At 68.4% G+C, this 23,606-nt stretch carries 36 protein-coding genes; all 36 read right to left on the reverse strand.

Annotated features, from left to right (window positions below; genetic code table 11):
• Positions 1 to 64: 64 nt before the first annotated feature.
• Entirely contained in the window at positions 65 to 409 is a 345-nt protein-coding gene (locus tag JIP62_RS06170; protein WP_201104020.1) for a phage tail assembly protein, read from the reverse strand.
• Entirely contained in the window at positions 409 to 768 is a 360-nt protein-coding gene (locus JIP62_RS06175; protein ID WP_201104021.1) for a phage tail tube protein, read from the reverse strand. The genes JIP62_RS06170 and JIP62_RS06175 overlap by 1 nt, the downstream gene beginning before the upstream one ends.
• 14 nt (positions 769 to 782) lie before the next feature.
• Entirely contained in the window at positions 783 to 2,249 is a 1,467-nt protein-coding gene (locus JIP62_RS06180) for a phage tail sheath subtilisin-like domain-containing protein (protein ID WP_201104022.1), read from the reverse strand.
• Between the two features lie 4 nt (positions 2,250 to 2,253).
• The gene (locus JIP62_RS06185) at positions 2,254 to 2,445 is read right to left on the reverse strand and encodes a DUF2635 domain-containing protein (RefSeq protein WP_201104023.1); all 192 of its coding nucleotides are present in this window, start codon (positions 2,443 to 2,445) and stop codon (positions 2,254 to 2,256) included.
• Positions 2,442 to 3,059 (reverse strand): phage protein Gp37, encoded by a 618-nt coding sequence (locus JIP62_RS06190; RefSeq protein ID WP_201104024.1) that lies wholly within the window; start codon positions 3,057 to 3,059, stop codon positions 2,442 to 2,444. The genes JIP62_RS06185 and JIP62_RS06190 overlap by 4 nt, the downstream gene beginning before the upstream one ends.
• The gene (locus JIP62_RS06195) at positions 3,056 to 3,532 is read right to left on the reverse strand and encodes a phage virion morphogenesis protein (RefSeq protein ID WP_201104025.1); all 477 of its coding nucleotides are present in this window, start codon (positions 3,530 to 3,532) and stop codon (positions 3,056 to 3,058) included. Before JIP62_RS06195 ends, JIP62_RS06190 begins: the two co-directional genes overlap by 4 nt.
• 14 nt (positions 3,533 to 3,546) lie before the next feature.
• Positions 3,547 to 3,969 (reverse strand): gp436 family protein, encoded by a 423-nt coding sequence (locus tag JIP62_RS06200; RefSeq protein WP_201104026.1) that lies wholly within the window; start codon positions 3,967 to 3,969, stop codon positions 3,547 to 3,549.
• A 136-nt stretch (positions 3,970 to 4,105) separates the two neighbouring features.
• Positions 4,106 to 4,342, reverse strand: coding sequence for a hypothetical protein (locus JIP62_RS06205; RefSeq protein WP_201104027.1), 237 nt, complete (start codon positions 4,340 to 4,342; stop codon positions 4,106 to 4,108).
• A 109-nt stretch (positions 4,343 to 4,451) separates the two neighbouring features.
• Positions 4,452 to 4,763, reverse strand: coding sequence for a hypothetical protein (locus JIP62_RS06210; protein WP_201104028.1), 312 nt, complete (start codon positions 4,761 to 4,763; stop codon positions 4,452 to 4,454).
• On the reverse strand, positions 4,763 to 5,650 hold the full coding sequence (locus JIP62_RS06215) for a Mu-like prophage major head subunit gpT family protein (protein WP_201104029.1): 888 nt from the start codon (positions 5,648 to 5,650) through the stop codon (positions 4,763 to 4,765). The genes JIP62_RS06210 and JIP62_RS06215 overlap by 1 nt, the downstream gene beginning before the upstream one ends.
• A 12-nt stretch (positions 5,651 to 5,662) precedes the next feature.
• Positions 5,663 to 6,121 carry a hypothetical protein gene (locus tag JIP62_RS06220; protein WP_201104030.1) on the reverse strand — a complete coding sequence of 153 codons (459 nt, stop codon included), beginning with the start codon at positions 6,119 to 6,121 and terminating at the stop codon, positions 5,663 to 5,665.
• Complete coding sequence (locus JIP62_RS06225; protein ID WP_201104031.1) at positions 6,118 to 7,194, reverse strand: phage protease; 1,077 nt, start codon at positions 7,192 to 7,194, stop codon at positions 6,118 to 6,120. Before JIP62_RS06225 ends, JIP62_RS06220 begins: the two co-directional genes overlap by 4 nt.
• Before the next feature lie 110 nt (positions 7,195 to 7,304).
• Positions 7,305 to 8,441, reverse strand: a complete 1,137-nt coding sequence (locus JIP62_RS06230) for a phage head morphogenesis protein (protein WP_201104032.1) — start codon at positions 8,439 to 8,441, stop codon at positions 7,305 to 7,307.
• A complete protein-coding gene (locus tag JIP62_RS06235; protein WP_201104033.1) occupies positions 8,441 to 11,923 on the reverse strand; it encodes an SGNH/GDSL hydrolase family protein in 3,483 nt (1,160 codons plus the stop codon). The genes JIP62_RS06230 and JIP62_RS06235 overlap by 1 nt, the downstream gene beginning before the upstream one ends.
• Positions 11,920 to 13,599 (reverse strand): DUF935 domain-containing protein, encoded by a 1,680-nt coding sequence (locus JIP62_RS06240; protein ID WP_201104034.1) that lies wholly within the window; start codon positions 13,597 to 13,599, stop codon positions 11,920 to 11,922. The genes JIP62_RS06235 and JIP62_RS06240 overlap by 4 nt, the downstream gene beginning before the upstream one ends.
• Positions 13,599 to 15,212 (reverse strand): hypothetical protein, encoded by a 1,614-nt coding sequence (locus JIP62_RS06245; RefSeq protein ID WP_201104035.1) that lies wholly within the window; start codon positions 15,210 to 15,212, stop codon positions 13,599 to 13,601. The genes JIP62_RS06240 and JIP62_RS06245 overlap by 1 nt, the downstream gene beginning before the upstream one ends.
• Positions 15,209 to 15,769 (reverse strand): DUF3486 family protein, encoded by a 561-nt coding sequence (locus tag JIP62_RS06250; RefSeq protein WP_201104036.1) that lies wholly within the window; start codon positions 15,767 to 15,769, stop codon positions 15,209 to 15,211. Before JIP62_RS06250 ends, JIP62_RS06245 begins: the two co-directional genes overlap by 4 nt.
• Before the next feature lie 3 nt (positions 15,770 to 15,772).
• Positions 15,773 to 16,078: a VpaChn25_0724 family phage protein gene (locus JIP62_RS06255; RefSeq protein WP_201104037.1), complete on the reverse strand. Its 306-nt coding sequence runs from the start codon at positions 16,076 to 16,078 to the stop codon at positions 15,773 to 15,775.
• Complete coding sequence (locus JIP62_RS06260; RefSeq protein ID WP_201104038.1) at positions 16,075 to 16,398, reverse strand: hypothetical protein; 324 nt, start codon at positions 16,396 to 16,398, stop codon at positions 16,075 to 16,077. Before JIP62_RS06260 ends, JIP62_RS06255 begins: the two co-directional genes overlap by 4 nt.
• Positions 16,395 to 16,625, reverse strand: coding sequence for a TraR/DksA C4-type zinc finger protein (locus JIP62_RS06265; RefSeq protein WP_201104039.1), 231 nt, complete (start codon positions 16,623 to 16,625; stop codon positions 16,395 to 16,397). The genes JIP62_RS06260 and JIP62_RS06265 overlap by 4 nt, the downstream gene beginning before the upstream one ends.
• Positions 16,625 to 16,888 carry a hypothetical protein gene (locus tag JIP62_RS06270; protein ID WP_201104040.1) on the reverse strand — a complete coding sequence of 88 codons (264 nt, stop codon included), beginning with the start codon at positions 16,886 to 16,888 and terminating at the stop codon, positions 16,625 to 16,627. Before JIP62_RS06270 ends, JIP62_RS06265 begins: the two co-directional genes overlap by 1 nt.
• Positions 16,854 to 17,264 (reverse strand): hypothetical protein, encoded by a 411-nt coding sequence (locus JIP62_RS06275; protein ID WP_201104041.1) that lies wholly within the window; start codon positions 17,262 to 17,264, stop codon positions 16,854 to 16,856. Before JIP62_RS06275 ends, JIP62_RS06270 begins: the two co-directional genes overlap by 35 nt.
• Positions 17,261 to 17,566, reverse strand: a complete 306-nt coding sequence (locus JIP62_RS06280; RefSeq protein WP_201104042.1) for a hypothetical protein — start codon at positions 17,564 to 17,566, stop codon at positions 17,261 to 17,263. Before JIP62_RS06280 ends, JIP62_RS06275 begins: the two co-directional genes overlap by 4 nt.
• Positions 17,563 to 18,069 (reverse strand): D-Ala-D-Ala carboxypeptidase family metallohydrolase, encoded by a 507-nt coding sequence (locus JIP62_RS06285; protein ID WP_201104043.1) that lies wholly within the window; start codon positions 18,067 to 18,069, stop codon positions 17,563 to 17,565. The genes JIP62_RS06280 and JIP62_RS06285 overlap by 4 nt, the downstream gene beginning before the upstream one ends.
• A 66-nt stretch (positions 18,070 to 18,135) precedes the next feature.
• The gene (locus JIP62_RS06290) at positions 18,136 to 18,513 is read right to left on the reverse strand and encodes a helix-turn-helix domain-containing protein (RefSeq protein ID WP_201104044.1); all 378 of its coding nucleotides are present in this window, start codon (positions 18,511 to 18,513) and stop codon (positions 18,136 to 18,138) included.
• Between the two features lies 1 nt (position 18,514).
• Positions 18,515 to 18,724: a hypothetical protein gene (locus tag JIP62_RS06295; protein ID WP_201104045.1), complete on the reverse strand. Its 210-nt coding sequence runs from the start codon at positions 18,722 to 18,724 to the stop codon at positions 18,515 to 18,517.
• 3 nt (positions 18,725 to 18,727) lie between these two features.
• On the reverse strand, positions 18,728 to 19,366 hold the full coding sequence (locus JIP62_RS06300; protein WP_201104046.1) for a regulatory protein GemA: 639 nt from the start codon (positions 19,364 to 19,366) through the stop codon (positions 18,728 to 18,730).
• A complete protein-coding gene (locus JIP62_RS06305) occupies positions 19,363 to 19,581 on the reverse strand; it encodes a hypothetical protein (protein ID WP_201104047.1) in 219 nt (72 codons plus the stop codon). Before JIP62_RS06305 ends, JIP62_RS06300 begins: the two co-directional genes overlap by 4 nt.
• Positions 19,578 to 19,865, reverse strand: coding sequence for a hypothetical protein (locus tag JIP62_RS06310; protein ID WP_201104048.1), 288 nt, complete (start codon positions 19,863 to 19,865; stop codon positions 19,578 to 19,580). Before JIP62_RS06310 ends, JIP62_RS06305 begins: the two co-directional genes overlap by 4 nt.
• Positions 19,862 to 20,254 (reverse strand): helix-turn-helix domain-containing protein, encoded by a 393-nt coding sequence (locus JIP62_RS06315; RefSeq protein WP_201104049.1) that lies wholly within the window; start codon positions 20,252 to 20,254, stop codon positions 19,862 to 19,864. The genes JIP62_RS06310 and JIP62_RS06315 overlap by 4 nt, the downstream gene beginning before the upstream one ends.
• Complete coding sequence (locus tag JIP62_RS06320; protein ID WP_201104050.1) at positions 20,251 to 20,946, reverse strand: hypothetical protein; 696 nt, start codon at positions 20,944 to 20,946, stop codon at positions 20,251 to 20,253. Before JIP62_RS06320 ends, JIP62_RS06315 begins: the two co-directional genes overlap by 4 nt.
• Positions 20,946 to 21,182 carry a hypothetical protein gene (locus tag JIP62_RS06325; RefSeq protein ID WP_201104052.1) on the reverse strand — a complete coding sequence of 79 codons (237 nt, stop codon included), beginning with the start codon at positions 21,180 to 21,182 and terminating at the stop codon, positions 20,946 to 20,948. The genes JIP62_RS06320 and JIP62_RS06325 overlap by 1 nt, the downstream gene beginning before the upstream one ends.
• Complete coding sequence (locus JIP62_RS06330) at positions 21,182 to 21,364, reverse strand: hypothetical protein (protein ID WP_201104054.1); 183 nt, start codon at positions 21,362 to 21,364, stop codon at positions 21,182 to 21,184. The genes JIP62_RS06325 and JIP62_RS06330 overlap by 1 nt, the downstream gene beginning before the upstream one ends.
• Positions 21,364 to 22,032, reverse strand: a complete 669-nt coding sequence (locus tag JIP62_RS06335; RefSeq protein WP_201104056.1) for a DUF3164 family protein — start codon at positions 22,030 to 22,032, stop codon at positions 21,364 to 21,366. The genes JIP62_RS06330 and JIP62_RS06335 overlap by 1 nt, the downstream gene beginning before the upstream one ends.
• 165 nt (positions 22,033 to 22,197) lie before the next feature.
• A complete protein-coding gene (locus JIP62_RS06340) occupies positions 22,198 to 22,596 on the reverse strand; it encodes a hypothetical protein (protein ID WP_201104057.1) in 399 nt (132 codons plus the stop codon).
• A gap of 11 nt (positions 22,597 to 22,607) precedes the next feature.
• On the reverse strand, positions 22,608 to 23,582 hold the full coding sequence (locus tag JIP62_RS06345) for an AAA family ATPase (protein ID WP_201104059.1): 975 nt from the start codon (positions 23,580 to 23,582) through the stop codon (positions 22,608 to 22,610).
• Between the last annotated feature and the right edge of the window lie 24 nt (positions 23,583 to 23,606).

Here is a 23,606-nt window from a genome sequence, read left to right on the forward strand (position 1 = left end):
TCGCTCACGGGCATGCGGCCCAGCTCGGACCGCGTGAAGCCGGGGAACGACACCGCGACCTCGGCTAGCTCTCCAGGGGTGAAGCGCCCTTCGGAAAAAAACGGGCCAGGATCAGCCCCAGTTTCACGAAGTCCCAGCCCTTCAGCTTGCGGGCGAACAGATAGGGTTGATCGCACATGGCAGCGATCAACCGCATCGACTTCTCCTCGCTGGTCTGGGCCTTGCCCATCAGCAGGATGTCGTCGCCGGTCGGCTCGCGCATCCAGACCTCGTTGACGGTGAACGATTCCGGCCCGTTCGTTCCGGGCAGGGTGAAGACGACCGGGCGCACCAGCACATGATGCACCGGGCCGTCCGGATATCCTTCGGCGGAAGGGCCGCCGGTGTCTTCGATCGACGGATCGGACATCAGCGCATCTCCTCGGCCGCAGAGCCCATCAGGACCAGCTTCGCCTTGCCTTCGCCCTCCGTCAGGGTCACCGGCTCGGCGCAGTAGGCGTCGCGCACGATGTAGGTCTGCCCCGTGTCGGTCTCGAACAGCACCGTGGCATTGATCAGGGCGTTGAGGTCGGTGAGGCTGTCGCCTTCGCCGAACAGGATGGTCGCCTCGATCTTGGCCGGCACCAGCTCCTCGGTGAAGCCGCTGGTCGTGTTCGAGCCCGGGCGGGGTTCGCGCTTGGTGCCGCCCGGATCGAGCGTCGATCCCTTTTCGGTGTCCAGGGTGGTGCCGTTCACCCTGATGGTGGCGCGGCCGAATTTCTTAGCCATCGTTCAGAGGCTCCTTAGAGGCGGAATTGGATCTGGGCGGCCAGCACCCGGAACTGGTTGATCAGGTCGGGCGGGACGATGGCGTTCAGGCGGTTCTGGTCGCTGGCGTCGCGCTCGACCTGCAGGTCGGCCTTAAACTGGGCCACGTTCTCGACCAGGCCCGCCGCTTCCAGGTCCAGGGCCCAGGCGATCAGCTCGGCCCGCGCCACCTTGGGCGTCACGATCGGCTGGCCGGGCGCATAGTTGGTGCCGTCGTTGCCCAGCTTGAAGCGCGGGAACTTGACCGCGAACCGGTGCCGCAGCGACCATCGCAGATAGCTGACCGTCAGCAGGGTGTTGAGGTCGTAATAGGCCGGGTCCTCGGCCCCGCCGGCGTCGGTCTGATAGGTGGTGATCGGCCGCTCCAGGATCACCTGACCGTCCGCATCCGCCGTCCAGGTCGAGATGCCGTCGCGCAGCAGCAGCTCGCGCTCGGCCCGGCTGAATCGGTCGCTGGGGGCCGGGGCCGTGATGCCGGGCAGCGGCAGGGTCTGGAAGGGCCGCGCGGGATCCTCGGCCCCATAGCGCAGGACGACGGCGGCATAGGTGGCCGCGATCTCCCAGACGGGTTGCAGCGGAGCACGGAACCCCAAGATCGTCTCGACCTGGCTGTTCAGCGCGGCTCCGGCGGAGGCCAGCGCCCCCTGGCTTCCGACCATGGCCTGGAACAGCAGCCCGTCCAGGGCGCGCTGCGGCCCCCATCGGCTGACCAGCTCGGCGACAAGGGCGGCGCGGTTGGTGGCGCTGGTCCAGGGCACGACGATGGCATCGAACGGCTCGTCCCCCATCGCGGCGATCGCGGCGGTCACGGACGGGTCCGTCGCGCCGGCCACACCGGCGGCGATGGTGAAGGCCACCCCGGCCGGGGTCGCATCATCGCGGTTGAAGTTGGCGCGGACATCGATCGCATTGCCCTGGGTGCCCTTGTTGCGGGCGGTCAGGGTCACGACGCCCAGGGCGGCGGCGGCCGTCACTGGCAGGTCGGGGTGGGCGGTGACGGCGGCGGACAGGCCGGACGCCAGGGTCGCCACAGCATCCCCGGCCGCGACCGCGAAGGTCACCCGGCGGCCCGCGATGTAAAAGGCCATCCGTCCGGCTGCCGTGGCGGCAGCGGTGAAGGTGACGGTGAAGGTCGCGGCCACCCCGCCGGCATCGTCGGCCAGCGGAAGGGCCCAGACCTCGGCCGAGGTGTTGGCGACCATGAAGGCGGCGGCCATCTGGGCCAGGACCGACCTGGCCCCCAGGCGGGGTCCGATCTCGGCAGGCGAGAACAGCCGCTGCAGGGCCCCGGCCGCGCCAGCGGCCGCGCCCTGGCGATTGCCGATCAGCAGCACCCGGGGCGTCCGCTGGGCCAGGCCCTTGCGGGCGCGCGACGCATCGATCTCGACATAGGTGCCGGGGGTGCGCAGGTCGATCGGGATCTGGTTCAGGGTGATGGTCATGGATTCAGTCCGCTCCGGCGGTCGGCTTGGGGGTCTTGGGAGGGGTCGTGGCGATCACATCCCCGTCGTCGAGCTTGCGCGACCAGTAGGGCGACGCCGAAACCGTCTCCCCCTCGGCGCTCAGCAGCGGGCCATCCTCGCGGCGGACCCGTCGGCCATCGACAGGCTTCAGGAACAGGGTCGGGGTCTTGGTCACGCGGGCGTCTCCAGGGTCTGCAGGCTTTCGAGGGCGAGCGTCGCTTCACCGGCACCGGGGGCGATCCAGTCCACCGCGAACGTCGCGAAGTTGCCCAGCGGCTGGCTGTCCATGATGTCGGCCGGCAGGGCATCGATGGTCATTCGGCTGGTGAAGCTCACCCCGAAAAGGCTGGCCTTCAGCTCGCGCGTCAGGGAGGCGGAATAGAGGGGCTGGCATTGGCCAAGCTCCAGGGGGCCCGCAGCCAGGCCGTGGCCATTGCCTAGGACCAGGCCGATCACGTCGGCCACGATCTGCAGCGCCCCAGGCTTGGAGCCTGCACCCAGTCGCGCCGCACCCTCATTCGCCTGGCTTTGCGCCGCACAGATGACCGAGTAGCGGGCATCGACGATCGCGCCGCCACCGCTGCGTTCGCTGACGATCGTCCAGCCATTGAAGACGGTCCAGACCGCCGGAAAGCGACGGACGTATTCCTTGATCCGCTCGTCCACGTCGCTGGGCAGGCTCTCGACGGACTTGAGTCGATAGCCGAGAACGTTGGCGACAGACGCGGCCTTCAGCCGATCCTGGATCGCCAACTCAACCTGGATAAAGATGGCCGGGGTCGTGGTCATCGGCCTGCGGCCCTGTCGACGAAGTCCTGGACAAGGGCGGTGATTTCGATCCTGTCGTCGTCGTTCACACCCAGTGCGGGCCGCGCGGGCATCACGACCTGACTGACGGTGGCGAACCCACCACCCGACAAGCCAAAGTGAAGAGCGCCGCCGGCCTTTGCCCTTATCACCCCGCCGAAGTGGTGGATCGCGGCGCGAATATCGTTGGTGCCGACCTCGGCCTCGTCGGCGCTGGAGCGATCGGTGTAGGAATCGCGCAGAAGGCCCCGATCGACCAGTGTCGCCCCACCCTGCATCTGCGCGCGGCGTGAAAGCTTCCAGGGCTGGCCATCAGGACCGCGCTGGTCGCGAAACCTCTGGCGCGTGGCATCGCGGACATATGCGGCGATCGCTGCCATCAAAGGTCGGGTATCGATCAGCTGGTCGGTCGCGCGATCGAGTTTGCGGAGATCAGCAGCCGGGATCTCGATCACTGAGGAGACGGCCATTAGAGGCCACCCATCGATTGGCGCGAAAAGCGACGGGGCTGGCTGGTGACATGCACCACGGCCGGGCGAGACGGCGACTCGGCACCCTGGGCGATCGGCAGCTTGACGCGGCCCGCAGAGATATCCCGGAGCGTGGCGACAGCCTCAGTGTATCGCTTGCGTGCTTCGTCGGTCGGCTCTTCGTAGAGAAGGAAGAAGGCGATATCCTCGGCCAGGCCCCGCAGCATTGCGGGCGTCTCGGTCAGCGGCAGGGCATAGACTACGCGAACATAGCCATCGATCCGGTCGCTTGCGTCCTGCAGAGCCTTGGCCACGACGCCTTCGTCGATCACCTCGGCCGGAGGGTCGAACCGGTCGGTCATCTCGATCAGGCGCTGTTCGCCGTACCGCGTGATCAGGTCCTGGAGGGTGGCATAGGCCATGGCGGGCGGGTCGGTCCTTCTGAGTAAGCGAGCCGGGGGCTCAGGGCTTTCCATCGCGATGGAAAGGCCAGAGGCTCCGAAAAACCCGGCGGGCGGGGCTACCCGCCGGGTGGTCTGGCATCATTCGGGGCGGCGATCAGCCGAAGGCGGTCGCCTCCGGCGTGCCGGTCTGGGGCGCAAGGAATCGCTCGGGACGCGCCGAGGCAGGGCTGTCCATTCGGGCCAGACCCACCAGTTCGTTGACGAGAACCCAGGCCAGGGCCGAAAGGCCGGCAATGCCCAGGACCGCTTGGGTCAGTGATGGAACGACAGTCTCGTTGGCCGTGTAGATCGTGGCCAAGACGGCGGTGGAAACGATGGCGGCGACCGCCATCGGGAGGGTCAGGCAGAGGCGAATGAGTTGGGAAAGCTTCACGTCGATCCTTTCAGGGGTTTAAATCATTCCCCAGCGGGCAGGTGCCTGCCGGGGACGGCACGTCGGCTCAGTCCTCAGCCGATGTCTGGGATTTAGCGATCGCGGCGGCGCGCTCGTCTGCGGTCAGGGTGCGCCAGCCTTCGGACGTCATGACCTGAACGGTCAGCACCGGCTCGGCGAAGAGGGTGATCAGGGCCTCGTCGCTGATCTCCGGATCGAAGGGCGTCCAGTCCCGGTCGTTGAAGACCAGGCCGCCCCGGCGGAAGGTCGGGCGCGAGGCCCGGCCCCGGACCCCGACCTGGGGCGGCATCGGGGCCGGGGCGGCCGGGTCGATCTTGACCGGCTCGACCGCTTTGGTTTTCGAGGAAGCGCGGCTCATCAGGCCAGGCGCGGGGCGTCGATGATCGCCACGTCCTGGAAGTAGATGTTGGATTCGCCCCCGGCCTTGTTCTGGGCCTGGAACAGCGTTTTGGCCGCTGCGCGGTTGGAGTGACCGACGATGATGTGGGTCGGCCGGATCTCCAGCGGCTCGCCCTCGTCGTTCACCAGTCCGGCCATGGCATTGTAGGCCGCAACATAGCTGGCCGCGTCCAGGGCCGCCGTCGAACGGTGCGCCAGCTGCCAGAGGGTGTAACCCGCCGCGCCCCGGGCCTCGCCGCCCATCAGGTACTCGCCGGTCTTGAAGACGTGGCTGTCCTTCGGATCGGTGACCATCTCGAACTGCGGCGCCTTGCGGTTCTGGTACAGGATCGGCTTCAGCGGTTTGCTGAGGTCGACCAGGAACCACGGCTGCACCGCCCCGGCCCCCGACATATTGGTCGTGGGGGCACCGGCGAAATCGACCGGGTGGTCCGTGTCGAAGAAATTCTGGCCGTCGTAGCAGGGCCGGATGTGGCCATCGCGCAGGGCGTCGAAGGCCAGGCGGTCCTTCAGCTGCCCGGCATCCTTGCCCCAGCCCGAGACGATCGGGCCGTAGAGGCCCAGGTTGTCGTCCTCGATCTTGGTCTTGTGGATCCCGAGGGTGGCCTCGAAATCCTCATTGGTCAGGGCGTAAGCCTTTTCGGCCAGCGAGCGGATACGCTTCTCGCCGAGCCATTTGCGGAAGACCGGCAGGTCGCCCAGGAAGCCGTAGGTCTCGACCTTGGTGGCCGAGGTGACTGTGGTGACCATGGGGTCCGACACCGGGGCAGCCGTGGCCAGGCCGTTCTGGAACTGGGTGTTGAACCCGGTCCGGAGCGCCTGCAGGGCGGTTTGGGTAATGATCAAGCGGGTCGCTCCTTAAGCGAAGTTGGCTTTGCCGATGGAGACCCAGACGGCCTCGGAGGTGACGTCCTCGATCACCCCGGCCCGGGCACGCGTGGCGTTAGCCGAGGTCTTGGCGACGGTCTGGTCGTCGACGATGAAGGCGGACTTGCCGATGTCGGCCCGGGTGATCAGGTCGCCAGCAGAGGAGTTGGCGAAGCCGAAGCAATCGCGCTCCACCTCGACAACCACATCGCCGTTGGCCGCGCCCCCGGTGACCGTCTCCAGGGCGATACCGACGCTGACGTGAGTCAGGGCGTCAGCCGCCTTGGCGGCGTCGTCTGCGCCTTGGCCAGCGCGGGCCGGCCGGGCGAAGCCGTCGTCCAGCATGACCAGGGCCGACTGCAGGATGGTGACGCCGGCCGTGACCGGAACCGGGAAGCGGCGGACACCCGCCAGCTTGACGATCTTGCGCGGTGCGCTGAGGGCCGTCATTGGGCCACCTCCGATTCACGGGACTTCAGGAAGTCGGCCTCGGAGATGCCCATGGCCGCGCAGACCTGCCGGTCCTCGTCGGTCAGGACCGCCTTGTCGGCATCGACCTTGGCGGCGGCCTTGCCGGCACCGCCCGACAGGACGGCGGGCTGGCCCTGGACGAAGGCGGTGAACTGGGCCTCGTCCTGGTTAAACAGGGCCTTGCCCCAGTCCTTCAGGGCGGGCGTCAGCTTGCCGGCGGCGACCGCATCATCCACGGCGGCGCTGGCGCGCTCCTCGTTGATGACCTTCAGCTTGTCGGTCACCTCGGTCAGGGCGGCGATCGGCACGAACTTCTGGGGATCAGGGGCTCCACCAGTCACGGCGGCCGTGGCGGCGGCGGTGATGGCCTCGCCGGTGGCATTGACGCCCAGACCCAGGGCGGTCGCGGTGGCCGCGACAGCCTCCTGCGCGGCCTTGCGATCGGAAATCAGCGACGCGATCGAGGCGCAGGCCTCGGCCTCGGTCGCATCGTCCTTCAGCCCGAGGGCCGTGAGGATGGTCTTCATGGATGGCGATGTCCCTGGATGGAGGTCGACCGACGCCGCAGCGGCGATCTCCCGAATGGCCGGCTGGTTGACCAGTCCGACGTTGAAGAAACGGGTGAGGCGGCCGGACGCCTTGTCCGAGCCGAAATAGGGCGACAGGTAGCGGTAGGTCCTGGCTTTCAGCTTGGCGGCGGCGGCCTCGGTCCACTCGACGGCCGCCCAGATGCCATCGGCCCTCACCGTCAGCTTGGAGACGTCGATCCACGCGGCGGCTTCGGCCGTGCCGCCCTTGCCTTCACCGACAGCGAAGACGGCCTGGTGGTCGTAATCGACCATCATATCGGTGGGGGAATGCCGGGCCTGGGTGGCGGCGATCACTTCACGGGCATGGGCCTCGTCGGCCAGCGTCCAGGGCCCACGACCATCGCGGGCCTGGACGGTCCCCATGGGAAAGAGCTGGATCTCGCGCGGCGGCTCGCCATCGGCACCCAGAACGATCGGGGTTGCGGCGGACGCGTGATTGAGGATTTCGGCGGCGGTGTTCACCCGCCAGTTATCGGGGAGCCCGCGCAGGGCATCTATTGGTGCAACCTTGCACCCTGATGGCCGAACTGAGCGGCCTCTAAACGGACCCTATGCCGCGTCTCAGCATCCGTTCAAGCCGCCGACTGGAATCGCCAGGCCGGGGACCCGCCGCCCGAGGCCATGTCCACGACCAGGCCGTCGCGGCGATACCGCTTCAGCAGCACTGGAGCGGCCTCGCCCCGCCGGACCCAGACCCAGCTGGTCGAGACCGGTTCGCGCAGAACCCGGCCGACGGCCGCCAGCTGCAGCAGCTGATCGGTGGACAGGGGCAGCTCACGCCCGCCGGCACCGGCGAACAGGCCCGGGCCGACCACCTGCGGATAACCGTCGCGGTCCAGCCAGACGCGGTCTTTTTCCTTGGCATTGTCGTTGGCCCCAGCTTCGGACCCGAACCCGGCCAGGAAGGCGGCGATCGCGGTGGACCGCGTCACGGCCGTGGCGTTGCTCACCTCCGCGTCCGGACCTATCAGGGTCGGGGACTGGCCTCTCAGATAGGCCTGGCCGACGTTGTAGCTGAAGCCCGGCGTGATGCCGCCCTCGATGACAGTCACCTCGCCGGTACGCGGATTGGTATAGGGACGGGGCGGGAACCGGGGTGGAGTCTCGCCGATCTTCAGCCCGCGACGCTCCGCCGTCCGGGCACTGACCTGGATGGTGGTGCAGCGGCAGCCCCAGCCGCAGGGCGGGTAGTGGGTGGCCCACCATGGATCGTCGACCGGGAGGCAGACGCCGTCCCAGGCACGATGTTCCAGCCGCACCCGACTGTCGCCCACCGTGGTGAAGACCAGATAGGGCAACAGGGCCTTGGATTCCTCAATGCGTTCCCAGCGGCCGGCCGCATAGGCGGTCCGCAGGTTCATGTCGAAGATCGTCTTCAGCCGGCGCGGCGATCCCAGCTGCACCTCGCTCGCCACCCCGGTCAGGGGATCGGTCATCTCACGGCGGCCCCACCAACCCCGCGCCTCCAGCTGGGGACGCAGCTCGGCCTTGAAGGTCTCGAACGTCGTGCCATTGGCCAGGGCGTCGTCCAGGGCGGCGCGGATATCCTCCAGCACCGCCCGTTCCATGGCCTTGGCCACGGTAAAGGCGCGTGCATGCTCCTCCTGCCAGACGTCCTGCCAGGCAAAGCTGGAGGCCAGGCCCTTGGACCGAAAGAACCGAATGGCCTCCTCGGGCGGCAGGGGTTGAAGGCGGACCGGATCGGCCACTAGCCCACCATCGACTGGATGGCCTCGGCCACCAGGGGGGTGATGGCGCGGCCCAGATTGTCCATGCCCTGCTGGCCGGGGTGCAGGTCGTCCGTGGAACGCCAGCCCTCGCCCGTGCCGTCGTCGACATAGATGCCGTGGGTCTGCAGGTTCACGCCCCGCACGCGCGACTGATCCGACGCCGCCGCCACCCCGTCCAGCACTGCCGCCTGATAGGTGGCATCCGCCTCCCATCCGGTCAGGGCCACGATCAACAGGTTCGGATTGCTGGCGAGCAGATAGTCCAGGTCCGCCGTCACCCGCGCGGTCACCGTCGCGGCCAGCGTCGACGTCTCCTTGTCGTTGACGCCCAGCGCGATCACCAGAACGTCCGCGCCCAGGGCCGCGACATTGGCCCGGTGGCTCTGGAACTGCGCCCCCGTCTTGGCCCAGCCCAGGCCCGACACGCCATAGCGGGCAAACCGCTCATGCAGGCCCAGCGCGTTCGCCAGGGTCTCGGACCAGTTGCCGGCCGGATGGTTGTCGAACGCATATTCCGTCAGGCTGTCGCCCGCCACGACGAGGCGCGCAGGCTTCGTCGCTTCCGGCCATGGGGACACGGTCGTATTGGCGGGCACGATGAGGCCGCCGAACCAGCAGCCGAAGTCCAGCGTCACCTCGATCGCGCGCATCCGCCGCGTCGATTGCAGCTTCTGCCAGATCAGGGCGAACGACGCCCCGGTGCCGCTGCCGGTCGTGGACGCCTGCGGCTGGGCCGGGCCCGCCGTGGTCGTATAGACGCCGGGCGTCTTGACCGTCACCGCCGTGATCACGCCCGACGCCACCGCCGCGACCCTCAGCACGGCCGGCGTCACCGCCACCGCGCCCCCGGCGGTGCCCAGGGTGATCTCATCCCCCACGGCATGGCCCGTGCCGCCATTGGTCAGATTGGCCAGGCCGATGACCGCCCGCGTCTCGACATTGGTGCCGAAGTCATAGCGGACCAGGTGATTGCCCCCCGGCACCATGCCCGCCCCCCACGGCTGATCGGTCACGAACGCCCCGTCGATCGCCACCGACACGCCCCGGCCGGTCGAGGACCGCAGGCGCAGTTCGAACGTCTCGGCATCGGTCATGAACCGCACCCGTCCGCCGCTTCGCTGCGTGGCCTGATAGCTGGCGTCCGATTGCGCCGCCCAGACACCGCCCATGCGGCTCAGGCTGGCACTGGTCGCGGCATGGGTGACGGCGGTGTTGGCCCCGCCGGTGATGGCGCTGACGGCATCGGCGGCCCCGATCGTGCGGGTCGGCGGCGCGGTCATCACGCCGGGCAGGCGGCGCGGGTCGATCCCGCCGAAACCACGGGCCCAGGCGGCAACCGCCCCCTGTCCGGCGCGGACCTCATTCAGGGCGGCGGGCACGTCCAGCGTCTTCCTGAAGTCCAGCCCGATCTCCAGGCGATAGTTGGTGTCCAGCGTCGCATCGGTGAACCCGGCCGATCCGCTGGCCCCGGTCCAGTATCCGGCCCCGTCGGCCGTGTTGCTGGTGAAGACCAGGACGCCGCTCGCCGCCGCCGACAGGCTGGCATATTCGCCCTCGGCAAAGGCCAGGACGCTGGACAGTTCGATGGTGTTGTCACCGACCGCCAGCGGCACCACGACGCTGCCCAGGCTGTCGCTGTTCGCCGTGCCGCTGCGGGTCCGGCGATGGATGGTCAGATTGCCCGCCACCGCGCATCGGGCACGGACGCGCCACAGGTCCAGCGGCTCGGTCAGGGCATCGCCCAGCATATAGTTGCCGGCAGCGGCATTGGATCCGGTTATCGGCGCGACGGCCCGTCCGCGCACAGACGTCGCGGTCAGGGCGGCCTTGGCGGCCACGCCATCGGCGGCGGCGGCCAGCGCCTCGGCTGTCCCGGTTTCAAGCGCCGCGAACCGTTCCACCGTCACGGCCCGGCGCTTCAGGCCGAACCCGATCTGCAACCGGATGGCCGTGTCCAAGCTGGCGTCGCTGAAGCTCGTTGCGCCTGCCGCCCCGCCCCACCAGCCCACGCCATCGGCGGCGGCGGACGTATAGGTCATGTGCCCCGCCGACCCGTCCCAGCCGACATACTGGCCCGCCAGCACCGTCAGCGGCGTGGTCAGGGTCAGGACGTTCAGCCCGGACGACAGCACAAAGGTCTGGCCCGAGGCTTCCAGCGTCATGGTCGTGCCGGACCGGGACCAGGCCTGCGGCGTCAGGGTCGCCCCCGGCGTGGCGCACCAGACCCGGATCGTCTCGACCTCATAGTCCGCCGTCATCGGCACGGCATCGACGAAGGTGCCCGCCGCCGCGCTCGTGCCGGTGATCGGATCGACCGTCCGTCCGCGCGTCGTCCGTTCGGTCAGGCTCTCGATCACGTCATCGACGGCGGCCTTGTCGGGATAGATGCCGCGACTGGTGGCGGTGCCCGCCACATTCTCGAACACCTCGAACCCGCCCGCCGCCTTGATGCGCCAGAAGGTTCCGGCGGGCCGGTTCTGGGCCAGGACCGCCGTGGCCGACGCCCCGGTCAGCCCGGCCGAGGCGGCAAACGACACCGTGGGCGCACTGGTATAGCCGCGCCCGGGGGCCGTCAGCATCGTGCTGACCACCACCCCTCCTGCGACCACGAACACGCCCGCCGCCCCGGTGCCTCCGCCGCCGGAAAAGCCTAGGGCAAAGGTGCCGTTGGTACCGCCAGTGCCAGCAACGACGGCGGCGAGCGAAGCCACACCATTCGACAGGGCATCCGCATTGCCGGCGTAATCCCGGGCTCCGAACACCTGGGCCACGTTGGCGATCTGTTCATCGGCCGCCTCAACGATCGCCGTGACCTGGGCCGCGCCGGCACCGGCGATCGTTTCGTCCAGGTCATCGACCACGGCCTGGGCCGCTACCCGCGCAGCTTCCGTCTCCTCGATCTTGGCCTGGGCCGCCGCTGCCGCTTCCAGTGCAGGGGCGCGCAGCCAGTCGGCCAGGGCGTCGGGCGTCGCCTGATCGATAAGGCCGGCCGCCTTCATCTCCTCGGCGGCCGACGCGCCCTTGGACCCGGCATAGCGGACCACCAGCCGGTCCGGGGCTCCGATCTCGAAGCGGGCGATCGGCAGGCCGGACCGAAGCCGGCGGATGGAGAAGGGCCGGGTCAGGACGTCGTCTTCCTGGTCGCCGTCCAGCAGCTCGACGATGGCATGGGTGAGGTCGGCCGCCGCGAGCGCACCGGGCAGATAGCCCTCCTCGATCGTCAGCTCGAACCGCACCGTCAGATCGTCGGGCCGCGTGGCCTCGATCTCGACCAGGACGGCCCCGGCCTTATCGAACAGCCGCTGGACGAAGAACCGCCCCGACAGGTCGGCGGGCGTGAAGGGTCCGGTATTGCCCGGCTCGGCCAGCTGCAGCTCCAGCACCGCCGTCTGGCCGATGCGGCAGATGGCGCTGCCGTCCGGCCGATAGATGCCGCCCTCGGCGATCAGGGGTGCCGTCACGGGGTTTCCTCTTCGATCAGACTGACGCCCGCGATGCCCGCGAGGCGCGCGTTGAAGCTGGCCCGGGCCAGCCGCTCGGTGACCTGGCGGCTGTCCATCCTGCCCAGGGCAGTCGCCAGCCTGGCCTTCAGTTCCTCGAAGCTGCTGCAGCCGGCCACCAGATCCTCGGCCGGGCCGATGACGCCGATCGCCAGGTCACTCCAGTCGCCCAGGCTGTCATCGACCAGGTCGTCGATCGGGTCCCGTGCGGCGAGAACCGCCGCTGCCGCCCTCGCCTCGGGACCGAAAGGCCGCTTAAGAGGCTCTAAGAGGGGTCTGGAGCCCGTTTGTGGGGTTCGCGCGATAGTCGGCCGCCCCCCGGGGGTCTCAAGGGGCTCCTGCGGCGGATTTTCGGGGGTCGCCGATGACGGGGCCTGCAACAGCGCCTCTTCTTCGCCGGGGTCCTCGATTCCCAGCTTGTCGCGGATGGCCGACATGCCGACGCGGCCGCCCATGGACACGAAGGTCTGGACCGCCGGCATCATGACCGTGGGGTCCCAGGCCTCGGCCTGGCCTATCGTCAGCTTGGGCGGCCTGACCTCCTGGCCCAGGTTCAACCGGACATAGGGTGTGATCAGGTCGCGGTTGATCGTCGCCGCCAGCTGCTTGGCGTCCGACCGCTTGATGTCGTCGCGGACGTCGCCGTGCTGCGATCCGGACCCGGACAGGCCTGCGCCCGGTGCGGCATCCGTCGTGGCGGTCTGGCCAAGGGTGGCCTTGGAGACCTGCTTGTCCAGGTATTCGCAGATCTTCTCGTAAAGGTCGACCGTGCCTGTGGCCCCGCCGGCGGTGATGAACTCGATCATCATCGACTGGGGGATGACGGCGGCCGCGTCCGAACCGATGTCGGTGACTGCCTGCATCAGCCGGCGGATGTTCTCCTCGGTCTCGCCGGCACCGTATTTCCCGACCCGCAGCGGCAGGCCGAAGATCTCGGCGAAGGACACCCAGTCCTTAAGGGCGTAGTTCTTGAACAGGTAACCCCAGGCGGCGGCCCGGGCCAGGCCGCCCCGGATCGGCAGGCCCGATTTGGCCTTGTGGTCGTGGCAGATGTATTTGAACGGCGGCAGGGGTTCGCCATAGGCATTGCCCGACGCCCCGCCATCCACCAGCAGCGGCGTGCGCCCATCGACCGGATCGAAGGTAAACCAGCGCGGGTCCCGCCACTCCAGCCGGACCGGCGTCCAGGCCGTGGCCGTCATGTCCCAGATGACCTCGGTCCGGCTGAACCCCTTGCCGATCGCATCCAGGATGTCGAACAGCTCGGTCTCCAGCTCGTCGCGTTCCAGCCATTCGCGGACCATGTCCGCCGCCTTCTGGTCGGCAGCATCGTCCGACCCGGCCTTGACCGTGATCTCCAGCTGGGCAACCGCCCGCTTCCGCGTGCCCAGCACCCCCAGATAATGGAGGTCCTTTTCCTCCATCTCCTCGGCCAGCTCCAGGTAGCGCAGAGGGCTGCTGTTTTCGGATTCGCGCAGGATCGAGGCCAGCCGATCGGGCGTCAGCCCCTGGGCCGGATGGCTGGACACGATCGAGCGCACGCCCGAAACCGACGGTGCCGAATGCTCTTCCTTCAGACGCCCGAAGTCGATCGGGCGCAGCAGGCGATCGACGAGGGGGGGCGGCTTGCCGACCATCACCAGGCTCCTTTGGATTTGTTGAAGCCTGCGCGGCCTTCATCGCGGCGCGCGAAGGCTCCGCCATGCCGGCGGCTGAAGTCGTCGTCATCGTCCCGGTAGCGACCGTTATCGAGGGCGTTGGCGCGGGGCACCGCGCGATAGTCGATCTCGGGCACCTCGGCCCGGCTGGCCGCGTGGGCCAGGCACAAGCCGACGGCGAAGTCACCGTGACGGGGCTCGCCATCTGCGCCCTCGGTGTGGGCGTCAGAGGGCACCATCGGCACCCCCTTGATCATAATGATCTGGCGCAGGTCATCGACCAGGTCCGGTTCGTCAGCCGGGATGGCGATCGTCTTGTCCTCGAACGCAGCCTTCACCGGCGGCATGTTTTCCCGGTACCAGCCTTGGGTCGGCATCACCTTCTCGATGCGCGCCTCGCCGTACTCCTGCTGCATGGCCTCGCCGAGGTAGTTGCCATTTCCGTTGGCGTCGTTCTTGCCGGCGCTGAATCGGGGCAACCGGTCGACGATCCAGATGCAGACCTGTTTCTGCTGCTCATGCGGCACGTTCCGCATTTCGACGACGAAGGGCACCGTGCGGTCCAGATTGGCCTCGATGGCCATCGGCACGAAGGCGCTGATGTCTCCCGAGCGAGCGAAGTCGTGGCCGTAGACGTGGCGAAGGCGCTTATTGAGCTTGCCGACCTCGGGGGCGACAACCTGTTCCAGCCAAGCATCGATATAGGACCGGCGCTGTGACTTCGGCAGCAGATCGAATCCGGGCGGGCACTTCAGGCGAAGGACCGGAGCCTTGGCGGTGGCGCAGGACTCGATAAGGTTGCGGGTCATGAAGACCCCCGAGCCCTGGGCCGGAATGACGTCCAGCTCCTCGGCATCGTTGGGCGCGTAGATCTTCCGAATGCCGGCTTCCCACTCGGCCTCGGCCTCGGGCGACCAGGTCTTGCCGGTCTTCTCGCAAATCCGCTTGTAGAGGCCTTGGGCCAAGGCCTCCTTGAAGGTGGTGCGAAACAGTCGGAACGGCTTCTTCAGCGCGCGGCAGTCTTCGACCAGCTGGTTGAAGGCGTTGTCCACCCCGTCGTGGGTCGAGATGATCCAGACCCGACCGCCCCAGATCAGCAGGGCGAAGGCCGCCTTCAGCATGCCGGGCAGGTCGTCCATGAAGGCCGCCTCGTCCAGGATGACGAAGCCCTGTTTGGACCGCAGGTTGCGGGGTCGGCTGGTCAGGGCGACGATCGTATGGCCCGAGGCGAACTTGATTCGGAACGCTTGGATCGACCGCTCGCCATCCTTGTCGCTGTCGTCCCACAGGAACTCGTCAACGTCGGCGGCGGCGACCTTGAAATGCCCGGCCCAAAAGGCGCAGTCGTCGATGAAACCGCGCGTCATCTCCTTCTCGAAGCCGATGTAGAAGGTGTCCATGCCGTCGACAGCAGCCGACGATACCAGCACGGCCTCGCAGGCGGCGGCCCAGCTGATGCCGATGCGGCGGCTCTTCTCGAAGACGACGACGGGCTCTTTGCACGCCAGCAGCTCCTGCTGGTAGGGCAGCAGGACCGCCAGGACGCCGGTCGCTTCAGTGGTGACGGCCGTCTGTGTGGCGGCAGGCGTCACGTCTTCACACCCAGGATCTCGGACCGCAGCAGGGCGATCGTTTCGGGAGACAGCCCCTCTCTTTTGGCGACCTTCTCGACAGCGGTGGCCGCTTCCTTGGCCGCTTCGGCCTTCAGCTTCAGCGTCCGGTCGGCATTGATCTTCTCGGCCGAGGCCAGCTTGGCCAGGGCGTCGGCCAGGAAGCGGGCGTCCTCGGGGGTGAAGGTGACCGGCTGGGCCTCCCCGTCCTCGTCCTCGGCCGTGGCCATGATGGTCTGCATGACCACCCCGTGCATCAGCTCCAGGTTCAGCCGGGCCAGCTGGTTGTCGGGCTGGTCCCCGAACTGCGAGACCAGAGCAATGGACATCTCTCGCGAATGCTTCATCCGCTCCCGCGCCGTACTCATCCGCTTGACGTGGCGGCCCAGCGCCGAGCGCGAGACGTCGACGTCCATGGTCTTCAGATGATCGAGGATCTCGTCGATCGTCCGGCCCTGGACGCGCAGGCGGCCGACTTCGGCCCGGATTTCTTCAGGCAGCCGGTCGATGCTGGAGGGACGTTCGGGACGGCGGGCCATGGATCAGCGCCTCCCGATCGGGGGCTTCTCGACGCCATCGACGGTGATGCGGCCCTCGGCGACCGCCACCCCGCGCTCGGTGATATGGGCGACCATCAGGGTGTCACGGAAATAGTCAATTGTGACTGCGTCGAGCGCCTTCAGGTCCTTCAGCAGCTCCCGGACATGGTCCCGGGACATGCTGGCGTGATGCCCCTGGGCGCGCAGAGTCTGCTCGATCGCAGTCTCGCTGCCGTGGCCCTCGTCGGCGATAAGGTTCTGCAGGATGCAAAGGCGACGGTTGGCCGCAAGATGCTCGGCGTAACTCACGACCGGCCGCCCCTCATCATGTAATCTTCGAGGCGCAGCACCGCCTGCTCGGTCCGGTCCGCAATGCGGCATGTCGAGACGATCTCGCCCTCCAGCCGGGCGAAGTCGGCCTTGGTAGGAAGCCCTGCGATGTCCTCCTCGATCTGCTCCAGCCGCTGGGCATGCAGGCCCGCCGTCCGCTCGACGCCGCTGATCCGGTCCACCAGCGCCTTGGCGGCCTCGGAGTCGCGCCAGCGCCCGGCCCGGATGGCCACCCAGCCAGAGATGCAGCAGGCGATCACGGCGATCGCCAGGCTGAAATAGGGAAGCAAATCTCTCACGCGGCGGCTCCACGGCGGGCCGCCTCGGCCTCCGCCTGGCAAGGGGTGCAGCGCAGGGCGCCGGGATTGGCGGCCAGACGGGCCGCCTCGATGTGGTCGGGACAGTCGATGCAGATCCGCGGCCCCGGTCGATCGACGGGAGGGGCCGCGTTCAGGGCCCGGGCCTGGGCCATGATGCGCTCCACGATTTGGTCGCTGACGTGCTGGGCGCGATCGGCGTCGTCCATCAGTCGGCAGCCTCGGCAGCGGGCCTGGGGCATTGCCCCTGGGCGTCGATCAGCCGGGCCCATCCGCCCTCGCCCCAGGCCATCTCGGACGCCAGCCAGGTCGCGCCCTCGGCATTGAATTCGACGACCGCCCCGGCCGGGACGGCGGGGCGGGGCTGGACGGGGATCAGCAGCTCGGCCGGGCAGGTCACTATCGTCTCGGAGCGGACCTCGACGATGGGTCCAGCCTCAGTCGCGGCCGAGCCGTGACAGGCAGTCAGCATCGCAGCGGCCAAGGCCGGAATCAGTGCGCGGCGCGGCATCAAGGCGGGTCTGAACACTCTGGGTCCTTTGGGTCTGGGTTCGGCCGCGCGCCTCGGCGCGGGCAAGGGCGTCGGCCTGGTCGGCACGGGTCTTCAGCAGCTCGTCGTTCAGGGCTGCCATTTGGGATTGGGCGGTGTCGCGCTGGGCTACCAGGGTCAGGACGGCGGGCGAGCAGGTCAGCGACTGGTCGAACCGGTCCGCCTCGGTCAGGGCCTGGTCACAGGCGCGGGCGGCGGCGATCACCTTGCGCAGGCCCCGCTCCTCGATCGACTTGACCACGACCAGACTGCCCAGCAGGGCGGACATGGCCACACCGGCCAGCGCCAGACGGATCATGACGCGGCCCTCCGTCCCGCCAGGTCGACCTTGGCGGCCTGGATCAGCTGGACCAGCTCATAGGCCGTGGCCCCGACGACATAGATCAGGCCGACGAAGACGATCAGTCCGATCAGGGCATAGGCAACGCCCTGAAGGGCCCGCGCCTGCAGGTCGACCACGCCCGGCTGGCCCAGGCACCAGACGATGCCGGCGACGATGACCAGGGCGATCACCGTCACCAGGAAGGACCAGCTCCGGCGCCAGACCCATTGCACCTCGACGAGGCGCGGGGTCGGCTGGGTCAGGGTCGCTTCGTTCATTGGCCCGTTCCGAACGGCACATAGACGGTGCGGCCGCCGGACCGGCGGGCCGACAGGACCTGGCCGCGCTGGCCCGGACCGAATCCGATGTGGATCCACTCGCCGAACTCTTCGATGATCTGGTCAAACCCGCCCATGCGGGGCGAGGCGCGCAGTTGGGCGACGACCTGTGCCGGCGTGCCGTAGCCCGGGCAGATAAAGTCGATGGCGTGGCCGGTCATGTGGGCGCTGGTGGGCGATCCCCCGACCGCCTTGTTCACGGCCGGGCTGCGATAGCCGGACAGCACGCTGATCGGCTTGTCGCCCAGGGCCTTCCGGACCTCTTCCATCCGCTCAGCCGTCCGGGTCAGCACCTCGATGACAGCCGGAGGCGGCGTGTTCTTCAGCCCGCGCCGCGCGGCCGTCGCCGAATGCGTCATCTCGGCCAGCGAGAAATGCGGCGACAGGCGCTGCGAAGGCGTGCCGGCAGGCGATGAAACGGGTCTGGGGGTCTGGGCGTTCACCGGCCGAAGCTACGGGGCACCCATCATCCTGTTGAGGGGTGCAACCTTGCACCCTTAGCCCGGTCGTCAGTCGGTAGAAAACAGGCCCAGCTGATCGGAATCGTCGTCCGCGCCGCGTTCGGCCGCCTTGACGTAGAACACGGTCCGGCGGCTGGCGCCAACCCTGCGACAGATGTTCGGTATCGACTCGCCCGCTGACAACAGCTGAACGATCATCGCGCGGCGGCCCAGGCTGATGGGAACGTCGATTGTCTTGGTACCGAACGCCGCGACCAGCTGCGCCGCCGCCTGCGGTCCGACGCACTGGGTGATCGGGTGATGGGCCCCCAGAAAGCGCGGGACATAGATCCGCGAACCGGCATAGGCGGCGGACAAGGCGGCGGCTCCATCGTCGCCGACCAGCTGGACCACCCTTTCCCAGTCGCTGAAGTGCCGGGCGTTCACGTCACGCCTCCGACCGTCTGACGCGGGCCAGCTGCAGCTCGGCCTCCAGGGACCGTTGAACGGCCGCTTGAAGGGCGATCAGCCGTGCCGATTTCTGCCCATGGGGCGACAGGCGATAGCGGCGCTGAGCCTCGGCCTGCTCGACATGCGCCGACGCCAGGGCGGCTTCCGCCTCCCTGATCTCCGGCCATGTGAGAAGGTCCAGCGCCATGGATCACCGAGCGTTCTCGGGCAGGCAGCGGATCTCTTCGCCCTGCCGGCGGATCAGCGTGTCGAGGTATTCATGCGGGAAGGCGTGGCCGACAAACCCGGCCCGACCGTAGAGCCGGGTCTCCTGGGCGCGGATCAGGTTGACCATGAGAACCCGGACCGCGTCCGCCCCGGGCAACAGGCCCGTCACGTCCTGCGACCAGCCGGCCCGCTCGGCCATGGCCTTCAGCGCCTCGATCAGCTTGTAGGTTTGTCCCTGATCGGCCCACTGCAGACGCTCGACCTTCAGCTGGCGGCGGGCAAAGGCCTCCAGCGCCGTCTCGGACGGGTCGCGGATTTCGCCCAGGTTCCACAGCGACAGCCACAGGGCCCGCGCCTTCTTCGCCGCTGGATGGTCGGCGGGGGCGATCGGTCGGCCTTTCTGGCTTTGCGGCTTTCTGGCTTTCCGGCCGCCGGCCACCACCTTCGGCGTCCAGCCCTTCGCCTTGAACTCGTCCAGCACCCGGCCCAGCTCGGCGTCATTGCACTCGGCCGAGGACGTTTGGCCGGTCAGCCGCAGCAGGATCGCGCGATAGTCATCCTCGGCCAAGCCCAGCTCTTTGCGGGCAATCTGCACCTTCACGACGGCGGGGCGGCGGGTCATTTCAGCGACTCGATCTGGCCGGCGACCAGGCCGATCTCGACCAGCTGGGCGGTCGTCAACGACCGGATGGTCTCGCCTTCGTCACGCTGATTTACGGCCTCGCTGACGATCGCCCAGCTATACTGGCCGTTCGTCTGCAGGAAGCCCTTCAGGTTGGTCCGGCGGGCGTACTGGTCGGTGCCCAGATAGAATTCGACCTTGGCGGGGCGGATCATGTCGCCCCTCCTTTGATGGTCAGCACGGGCAGCGACAGCTCTTCGGAAACACTGTCCCAGCCGCCAGAATGGGCGTCCCGGCGCAGGCGAAGCCGGGCCATCATGACCTGGCCATCGGCGTCCGTGAACCGGGCCGACAGGGTCATCTGCTGCGCTCCCGGGGAGGCGCGGACATGGCGAGGCGGCGTCCAGTCGCCGATCGCGCCCAGGCGAAAGGCGTCGGCCAGGGCCGGGGACCAGACCAGCCAGTGGGCCCTGGGCCGCGAAGACCGTTTGCGGCTCATGCCCTGGGCCTTTCGACCACAGCCAGGCACTGCTGCATCCAGGCGAGGCGGAAGGCGGTCGTTTCGATGGCCCGTCTCAGGGCCGGCGCGGCGTCCCGGCCGAACAGGTCCAGCAGTTCCTGTGTCAGGCTCGCGTCGCCGGTACCGGACGCCAGACGCTTCTGCGCCTCGGCGACGGCGTGCCGCACGGTCGAATGATCGCGACCGCCGAACAGGGCACCGATCGTCTTGTAGCTGAGGTCGGAGCGGTAGCGCCGGATGACCAGCATGGCCCGGGCGCGGGCCCAGACCAGCGGCAGTTTGCGGCTCGGGCCGGTCAGGTCGTCAACGCTCAGACCGACCTGGCTGGCGGCGGCGTCAAGCACACGTCGGGCGATCACGCGGGTCATGCGGCGTCAGACTCCAGATCGCGGGTGCCATAGGGGCGGGCCACCCGGCCGAGGGTCCGCACGACCTTGGGCGTCGGCTTCAGGCCGGCGGCCTTGCAGTGATCCGCGCAATAGCCTCGGCCGGTGACGACCGGCTCGCCGCAGTTGCGATAACCCGCCTCGCCCGGCGTCCCGATCGGCCAAACGCAGGGGGCGACCTGGGCGGGGGCCTGGGCGGCGATCTGGCCGGCGGAGGGGGACGGCGCTCCGGACGCATGCCGACGCCTCAGCGCCTCGCGGATGGCATCGGAATGATCGATCTTGCGGTCAGTGACCGGCGGCACATCGGGCGTCAGCGCCTTCAGCGCCGCCGCATAAGCGCGGAAATAGTCCGACCCCGCTCCCCGCATGGCTGCCCTATAGGTGGATGTCATGATGCCGATCGTCGCCAACACCCGCTCTGATGGCGCTCCCGTGGCGAAGATCAGCGCCTGGACGGCTGGGGCCAGGCCGCGACGTGGCTTGCCTGACTTCGCCAGAAGAGCCTTGATCGGGTGGTCGCCATAGGTCGCGGTCGAGGCCACGATCGCGGCGGCAATGGTGTCGGCGGTCAGCATCGTCTTCATCCGGCTGTCCTTTCGCGGGTGATCGGGGACGGGCTGGGCGAACCCAGCCTGTGCCGGAGCATCCGCAAGGGCCTTGGGGGCGACCATCAGGCCGCCCCTCGCAGGTCCGGGGTTTCGGTCCTGGCGGCGGTCATCGCGGCCACCGCCTCCTGGATCACGCGCCATTCGTTATCGGTCAGGGTCATCCGCTCGGGCGACACGCGGAATCGGGCGACGACCTCGCCTGCCAGCTCGGCCTCAAAGGGGGCCAGGACATGCGCCCAGCCCCCCAGGAGGGTCGCGGTACGGATGATCGCCAGTGACTGTTCGTAGGTCAGCGCCATCACCAGGCCCCGTCCAGCCAGGCTTGATATTCTTCGTCCGCATCCATCGGGTGGGCCTTGCGGTCCTTGCGCCGGTTGAGCAACCGGGCGACCCCGACGACTAAAGCCACCACCAAGACCAGCGACAACCACCAGCCGAGGCCGGACAGGAAGCCCTGCAGGATCAGGTCCAGCCACATCATCAGGCGTCCGCCACGTCGATCGTGACGGCCTCCCAGCGGGCGCGGGCATCGGCGCGGCGATAGAAGCGGACATGCTCCTTGGTGCCGTCGACGCGGATCGAGTCCTTGATCGCCCTCATGGCCGACTGCCACCGCTCGTCCGGGATCTCGTAGCGCAGCAGGCGGAACAGCTCGGCCCGGTTGACCAGGCCAGACTGGTCGGTGCGGAAGGCATGGTGGACGATGCCGCGCAGCTCGGGGCCGCTGTCCTCGGTCAGTTCGGTCAGATACTCGTCGACCAGGGCCTTTGCCGCCTGCAGCTCGGGGCCGAAGGTCAGCCGCTCCTGGACCTGGACCTTAACCTGCAGGGTGCCGTCAAACGAGGTCAGGGTCACATTGCCCTTCTCGCCGCCGATCTTGGTCGAATACTCCTGGGCCAGCACCGCCATCAGGTCGGCGACGTCATTCAGGGTGTGCTGTTTGAACCGGGCGACCTGGGCGTTCAGCGGCACCGCGAAGCCCATGATCTTGCGGACCTGTTCGTCGACCAGTTGATCGGTCGGCTTGACGATCTCGGCGGGGATCAGGGCCCCTTTGGCATCGGTCCAGTAGATCTGGCCGTTCAGTTCGACACGGCCGCCCGGGACGGGAGCCGCCTCGATCGGCGTGGTAGTGGTCTGTTCGATCATGGTTTCAGTCCTTCGTTTGAGATTGGATTCGGGGATGGGTGCGGCGGCTGCGGACCTCCGGTGCCCCCGGGCCCCAGAGCAGGGCCAGGAAGCGAAGCCACCGGGCGAGCGGGCCCGGCCGACGTCGGGTCGAGGAGGCTAAGCCTCCTGAGCGGCGGCCCAGCGTCATGACCGCCCCCCGTCGATGACCACCAGGGCCCCGCAGACACGGGCCCGGGTGACGCCCTGGGGCAGCCGGGCCAGATCCGCGCCGGTCATCAGCCCGTCGATGCGCGAGGCCAGGGCCTTGATCGAGGCGCGTCGCTGATCGGCGCTGTCGCTCAGCGCCTGACCCAGGGTGGTCAGGCCCAGACCCGTCAGCTCGAAACCGCCGCCAGCCTCGATGTCGGTCTCGCGATCGGCCCGCAGACTGGCGCGAAGGGCGATCAGGTTGCGCCGGGCCCGGCTCGCAAAGCCACGGAAGTCCTCCTCGGACAGGGTCTCGGCACCGGCTCGCCGGACGATGGTCCCAAGGTCGGCCAGGACCGCCTCGATGCGATCCAGATCGTCAGTGTGTTCGGCCATCGGATCGCTCCTCATGTTGCCGCCAGCAGCGGGGCGACCCGCTGTTCGTAGGTTTCGCGAAGGTGACCGAGGACGCGCGGCTCTTCGGTCGCGGTGGCCCCCAGCGTGGCCATCTCCAGGGTCATGGTGATCGAGCGCAGACCGCCCGGCAGCGCGCCGATCTCGCGCAGGAAGGCGATCTCGTCCGCGCGGGTGACGCCCCAGGCGCGCAGGATGATGTCGATGTCCGTCTGGGTCGGGCGCTTGTAGTGCTGAGGCCAGCTGACCCGGCTGTGCAGCTGGGCGAAGGCGGGCGTGCGGGCACCGCGACTGACCCGGCGCATGATCTCGGTATTGCCGGCCAGAACCAGGCCGCATTTCAGCGCGTCGTGGATGGCGCGCGCCATCTCGACCGCGTCATCCTCAAGATGCTGGGCCTCATCGATGATGATCAGCGGGTTCAGGCCCTGCAGGCGCTCCAGAAGCAGCGTCTTCAAGGTGTAGGCGCGACCGCCGAGCCGCGAGACATTGCCCGCCGCGTTCAGCATCGCCAGCAGCAGGGATGTCACGCCGGTCGTCGACTTGTCGGCCGTGACCATAAATGCGTTCGGCGTGTCCTGCAGGTACTGCTCGAAGGTGGCGGTCTTGCCGACGCCGGGGTCGCCGGTGATGACCGAGATCTTGCCCCGGTGCGCCCACTGCAGCTGGCGGGTCATCGCCTTGGCGGTGGGTGTCCAGGTGAAGTCCGGAACCAGCGGCGCCTGCAGCGCCATTTGGGCGGCGGCATCCTCGGCCAGGAAGAACCGGTTGACCTTGAAGGCCAGGTCCCGGTTGTCCGCACCGTATTTGTTGCTGGCGAACAGCTGGATGGTGACGCGATTGACCCCGACCTTGTCGCCGACCTGTGGCCAGGTCAGGCCTTTCTCGGCCTTGTAGGCGGACAGGCGGTCGCGCAGCTCCTGCATCTCCTCCTCTGTGAAGGTCTCTTTGCCGCGTGTGACGTTCATGCTAGGCGTTCCTTGCTGACTACA

Source organism: Brevundimonas vitisensis (genome assembly GCF_016656965.1).
In the GTDB taxonomy this organism is placed as follows: Bacteria; Pseudomonadota; Alphaproteobacteria; order Caulobacterales; family Caulobacteraceae; genus Brevundimonas; species Brevundimonas vitisensis.

Coding starts and splice junctions, on each gene's coding strand:
- JIP62_RS06170 (WP_201104020.1), bottom strand. CDS start 409: ATGTCCGATCCGTCGATCGAAGACACCGGCGGCCCTTCCGCCGAAGGA.
- JIP62_RS06175 (WP_201104021.1), bottom strand. CDS start 768: ATGGCTAAGAAATTCGGCCGCGCCACCATCAGGGTGAACGGCACCACC.
- JIP62_RS06180 (WP_201104022.1), bottom strand. CDS start 2,249: ATGACCATCACCCTGAACCAGATCCCGATCGACCTGCGCACCCCCGGC.
- JIP62_RS06190 (WP_201104024.1), bottom strand. CDS start 3,059: ATGACCACGACCCCGGCCATCTTTATCCAGGTTGAGTTGGCGATCCAG.
- JIP62_RS06200 (WP_201104026.1), bottom strand. CDS start 3,969: ATGGCCTATGCCACCCTCCAGGACCTGATCACGCGGTACGGCGAACAG.
- JIP62_RS06205 (WP_201104027.1), bottom strand. CDS start 4,342: ATGGCGGTCGCCGCCATCGTTTCCACCGCCGTCTTGGCCACGATCTAC.
- JIP62_RS06210 (WP_201104028.1), bottom strand. CDS start 4,763: ATGAGCCGCGCTTCCTCGAAAACCAAAGCGGTCGAGCCGGTCAAGATC.
- JIP62_RS06220 (WP_201104030.1), bottom strand. CDS start 6,121: ATGACGGCCCTCAGCGCACCGCGCAAGATCGTCAAGCTGGCGGGTGTC.
- JIP62_RS06240 (WP_201104034.1), bottom strand. CDS start 13,599: ATGGTCGGCAAGCCGCCCCCCCTCGTCGATCGCCTGCTGCGCCCGATC.
- JIP62_RS06250 (WP_201104036.1), bottom strand. CDS start 15,769: ATGGCCCGCCGTCCCGAACGTCCCTCCAGCATCGACCGGCTGCCTGAA.
- JIP62_RS06265 (WP_201104039.1), bottom strand. CDS start 16,625: ATGGACGACGCCGATCGCGCCCAGCACGTCAGCGACCAAATCGTGGAG.
- JIP62_RS06270 (WP_201104040.1), bottom strand. CDS start 16,888: ATGCTGACTGCCTGTCACGGCTCGGCCGCGACTGAGGCTGGACCCATC.
- JIP62_RS06275 (WP_201104041.1), bottom strand. CDS start 17,264: ATGATCCGTCTGGCGCTGGCCGGTGTGGCCATGTCCGCCCTGCTGGGC.
- JIP62_RS06280 (WP_201104042.1), bottom strand. CDS start 17,566: ATGAACGAAGCGACCCTGACCCAGCCGACCCCGCGCCTCGTCGAGGTG.
- JIP62_RS06295 (WP_201104045.1), bottom strand. CDS start 18,724: ATGGCGCTGGACCTTCTCACATGGCCGGAGATCAGGGAGGCGGAAGCC.
- JIP62_RS06300 (WP_201104046.1), bottom strand. CDS start 19,366: ATGACCCGCCGCCCCGCCGTCGTGAAGGTGCAGATTGCCCGCAAAGAG.
- JIP62_RS06305 (WP_201104047.1), bottom strand. CDS start 19,581: ATGATCCGCCCCGCCAAGGTCGAATTCTATCTGGGCACCGACCAGTAC.
- JIP62_RS06310 (WP_201104048.1), bottom strand. CDS start 19,865: ATGAGCCGCAAACGGTCTTCGCGGCCCAGGGCCCACTGGCTGGTCTGG.
- JIP62_RS06315 (WP_201104049.1), bottom strand. CDS start 20,254: ATGACCCGCGTGATCGCCCGACGTGTGCTTGACGCCGCCGCCAGCCAG.
- JIP62_RS06320 (WP_201104050.1), bottom strand. CDS start 20,946: ATGGTCGCCCCCAAGGCCCTTGCGGATGCTCCGGCACAGGCTGGGTTC.
- JIP62_RS06325 (WP_201104052.1), bottom strand. CDS start 21,182: ATGGCGCTGACCTACGAACAGTCACTGGCGATCATCCGTACCGCGACC.
- JIP62_RS06330 (WP_201104054.1), bottom strand. CDS start 21,364: ATGATGTGGCTGGACCTGATCCTGCAGGGCTTCCTGTCCGGCCTCGGC.
- JIP62_RS06335 (WP_201104056.1), bottom strand. CDS start 22,032: ATGATCGAACAGACCACTACCACGCCGATCGAGGCGGCTCCCGTCCCG.
- JIP62_RS06340 (WP_201104057.1), bottom strand. CDS start 22,596: ATGGCCGAACACACTGACGATCTGGATCGCATCGAGGCGGTCCTGGCC.
- JIP62_RS06345 (WP_201104059.1), bottom strand. CDS start 23,582: ATGAACGTCACACGCGGCAAAGAGACCTTCACAGAGGAGGAGATGCAG.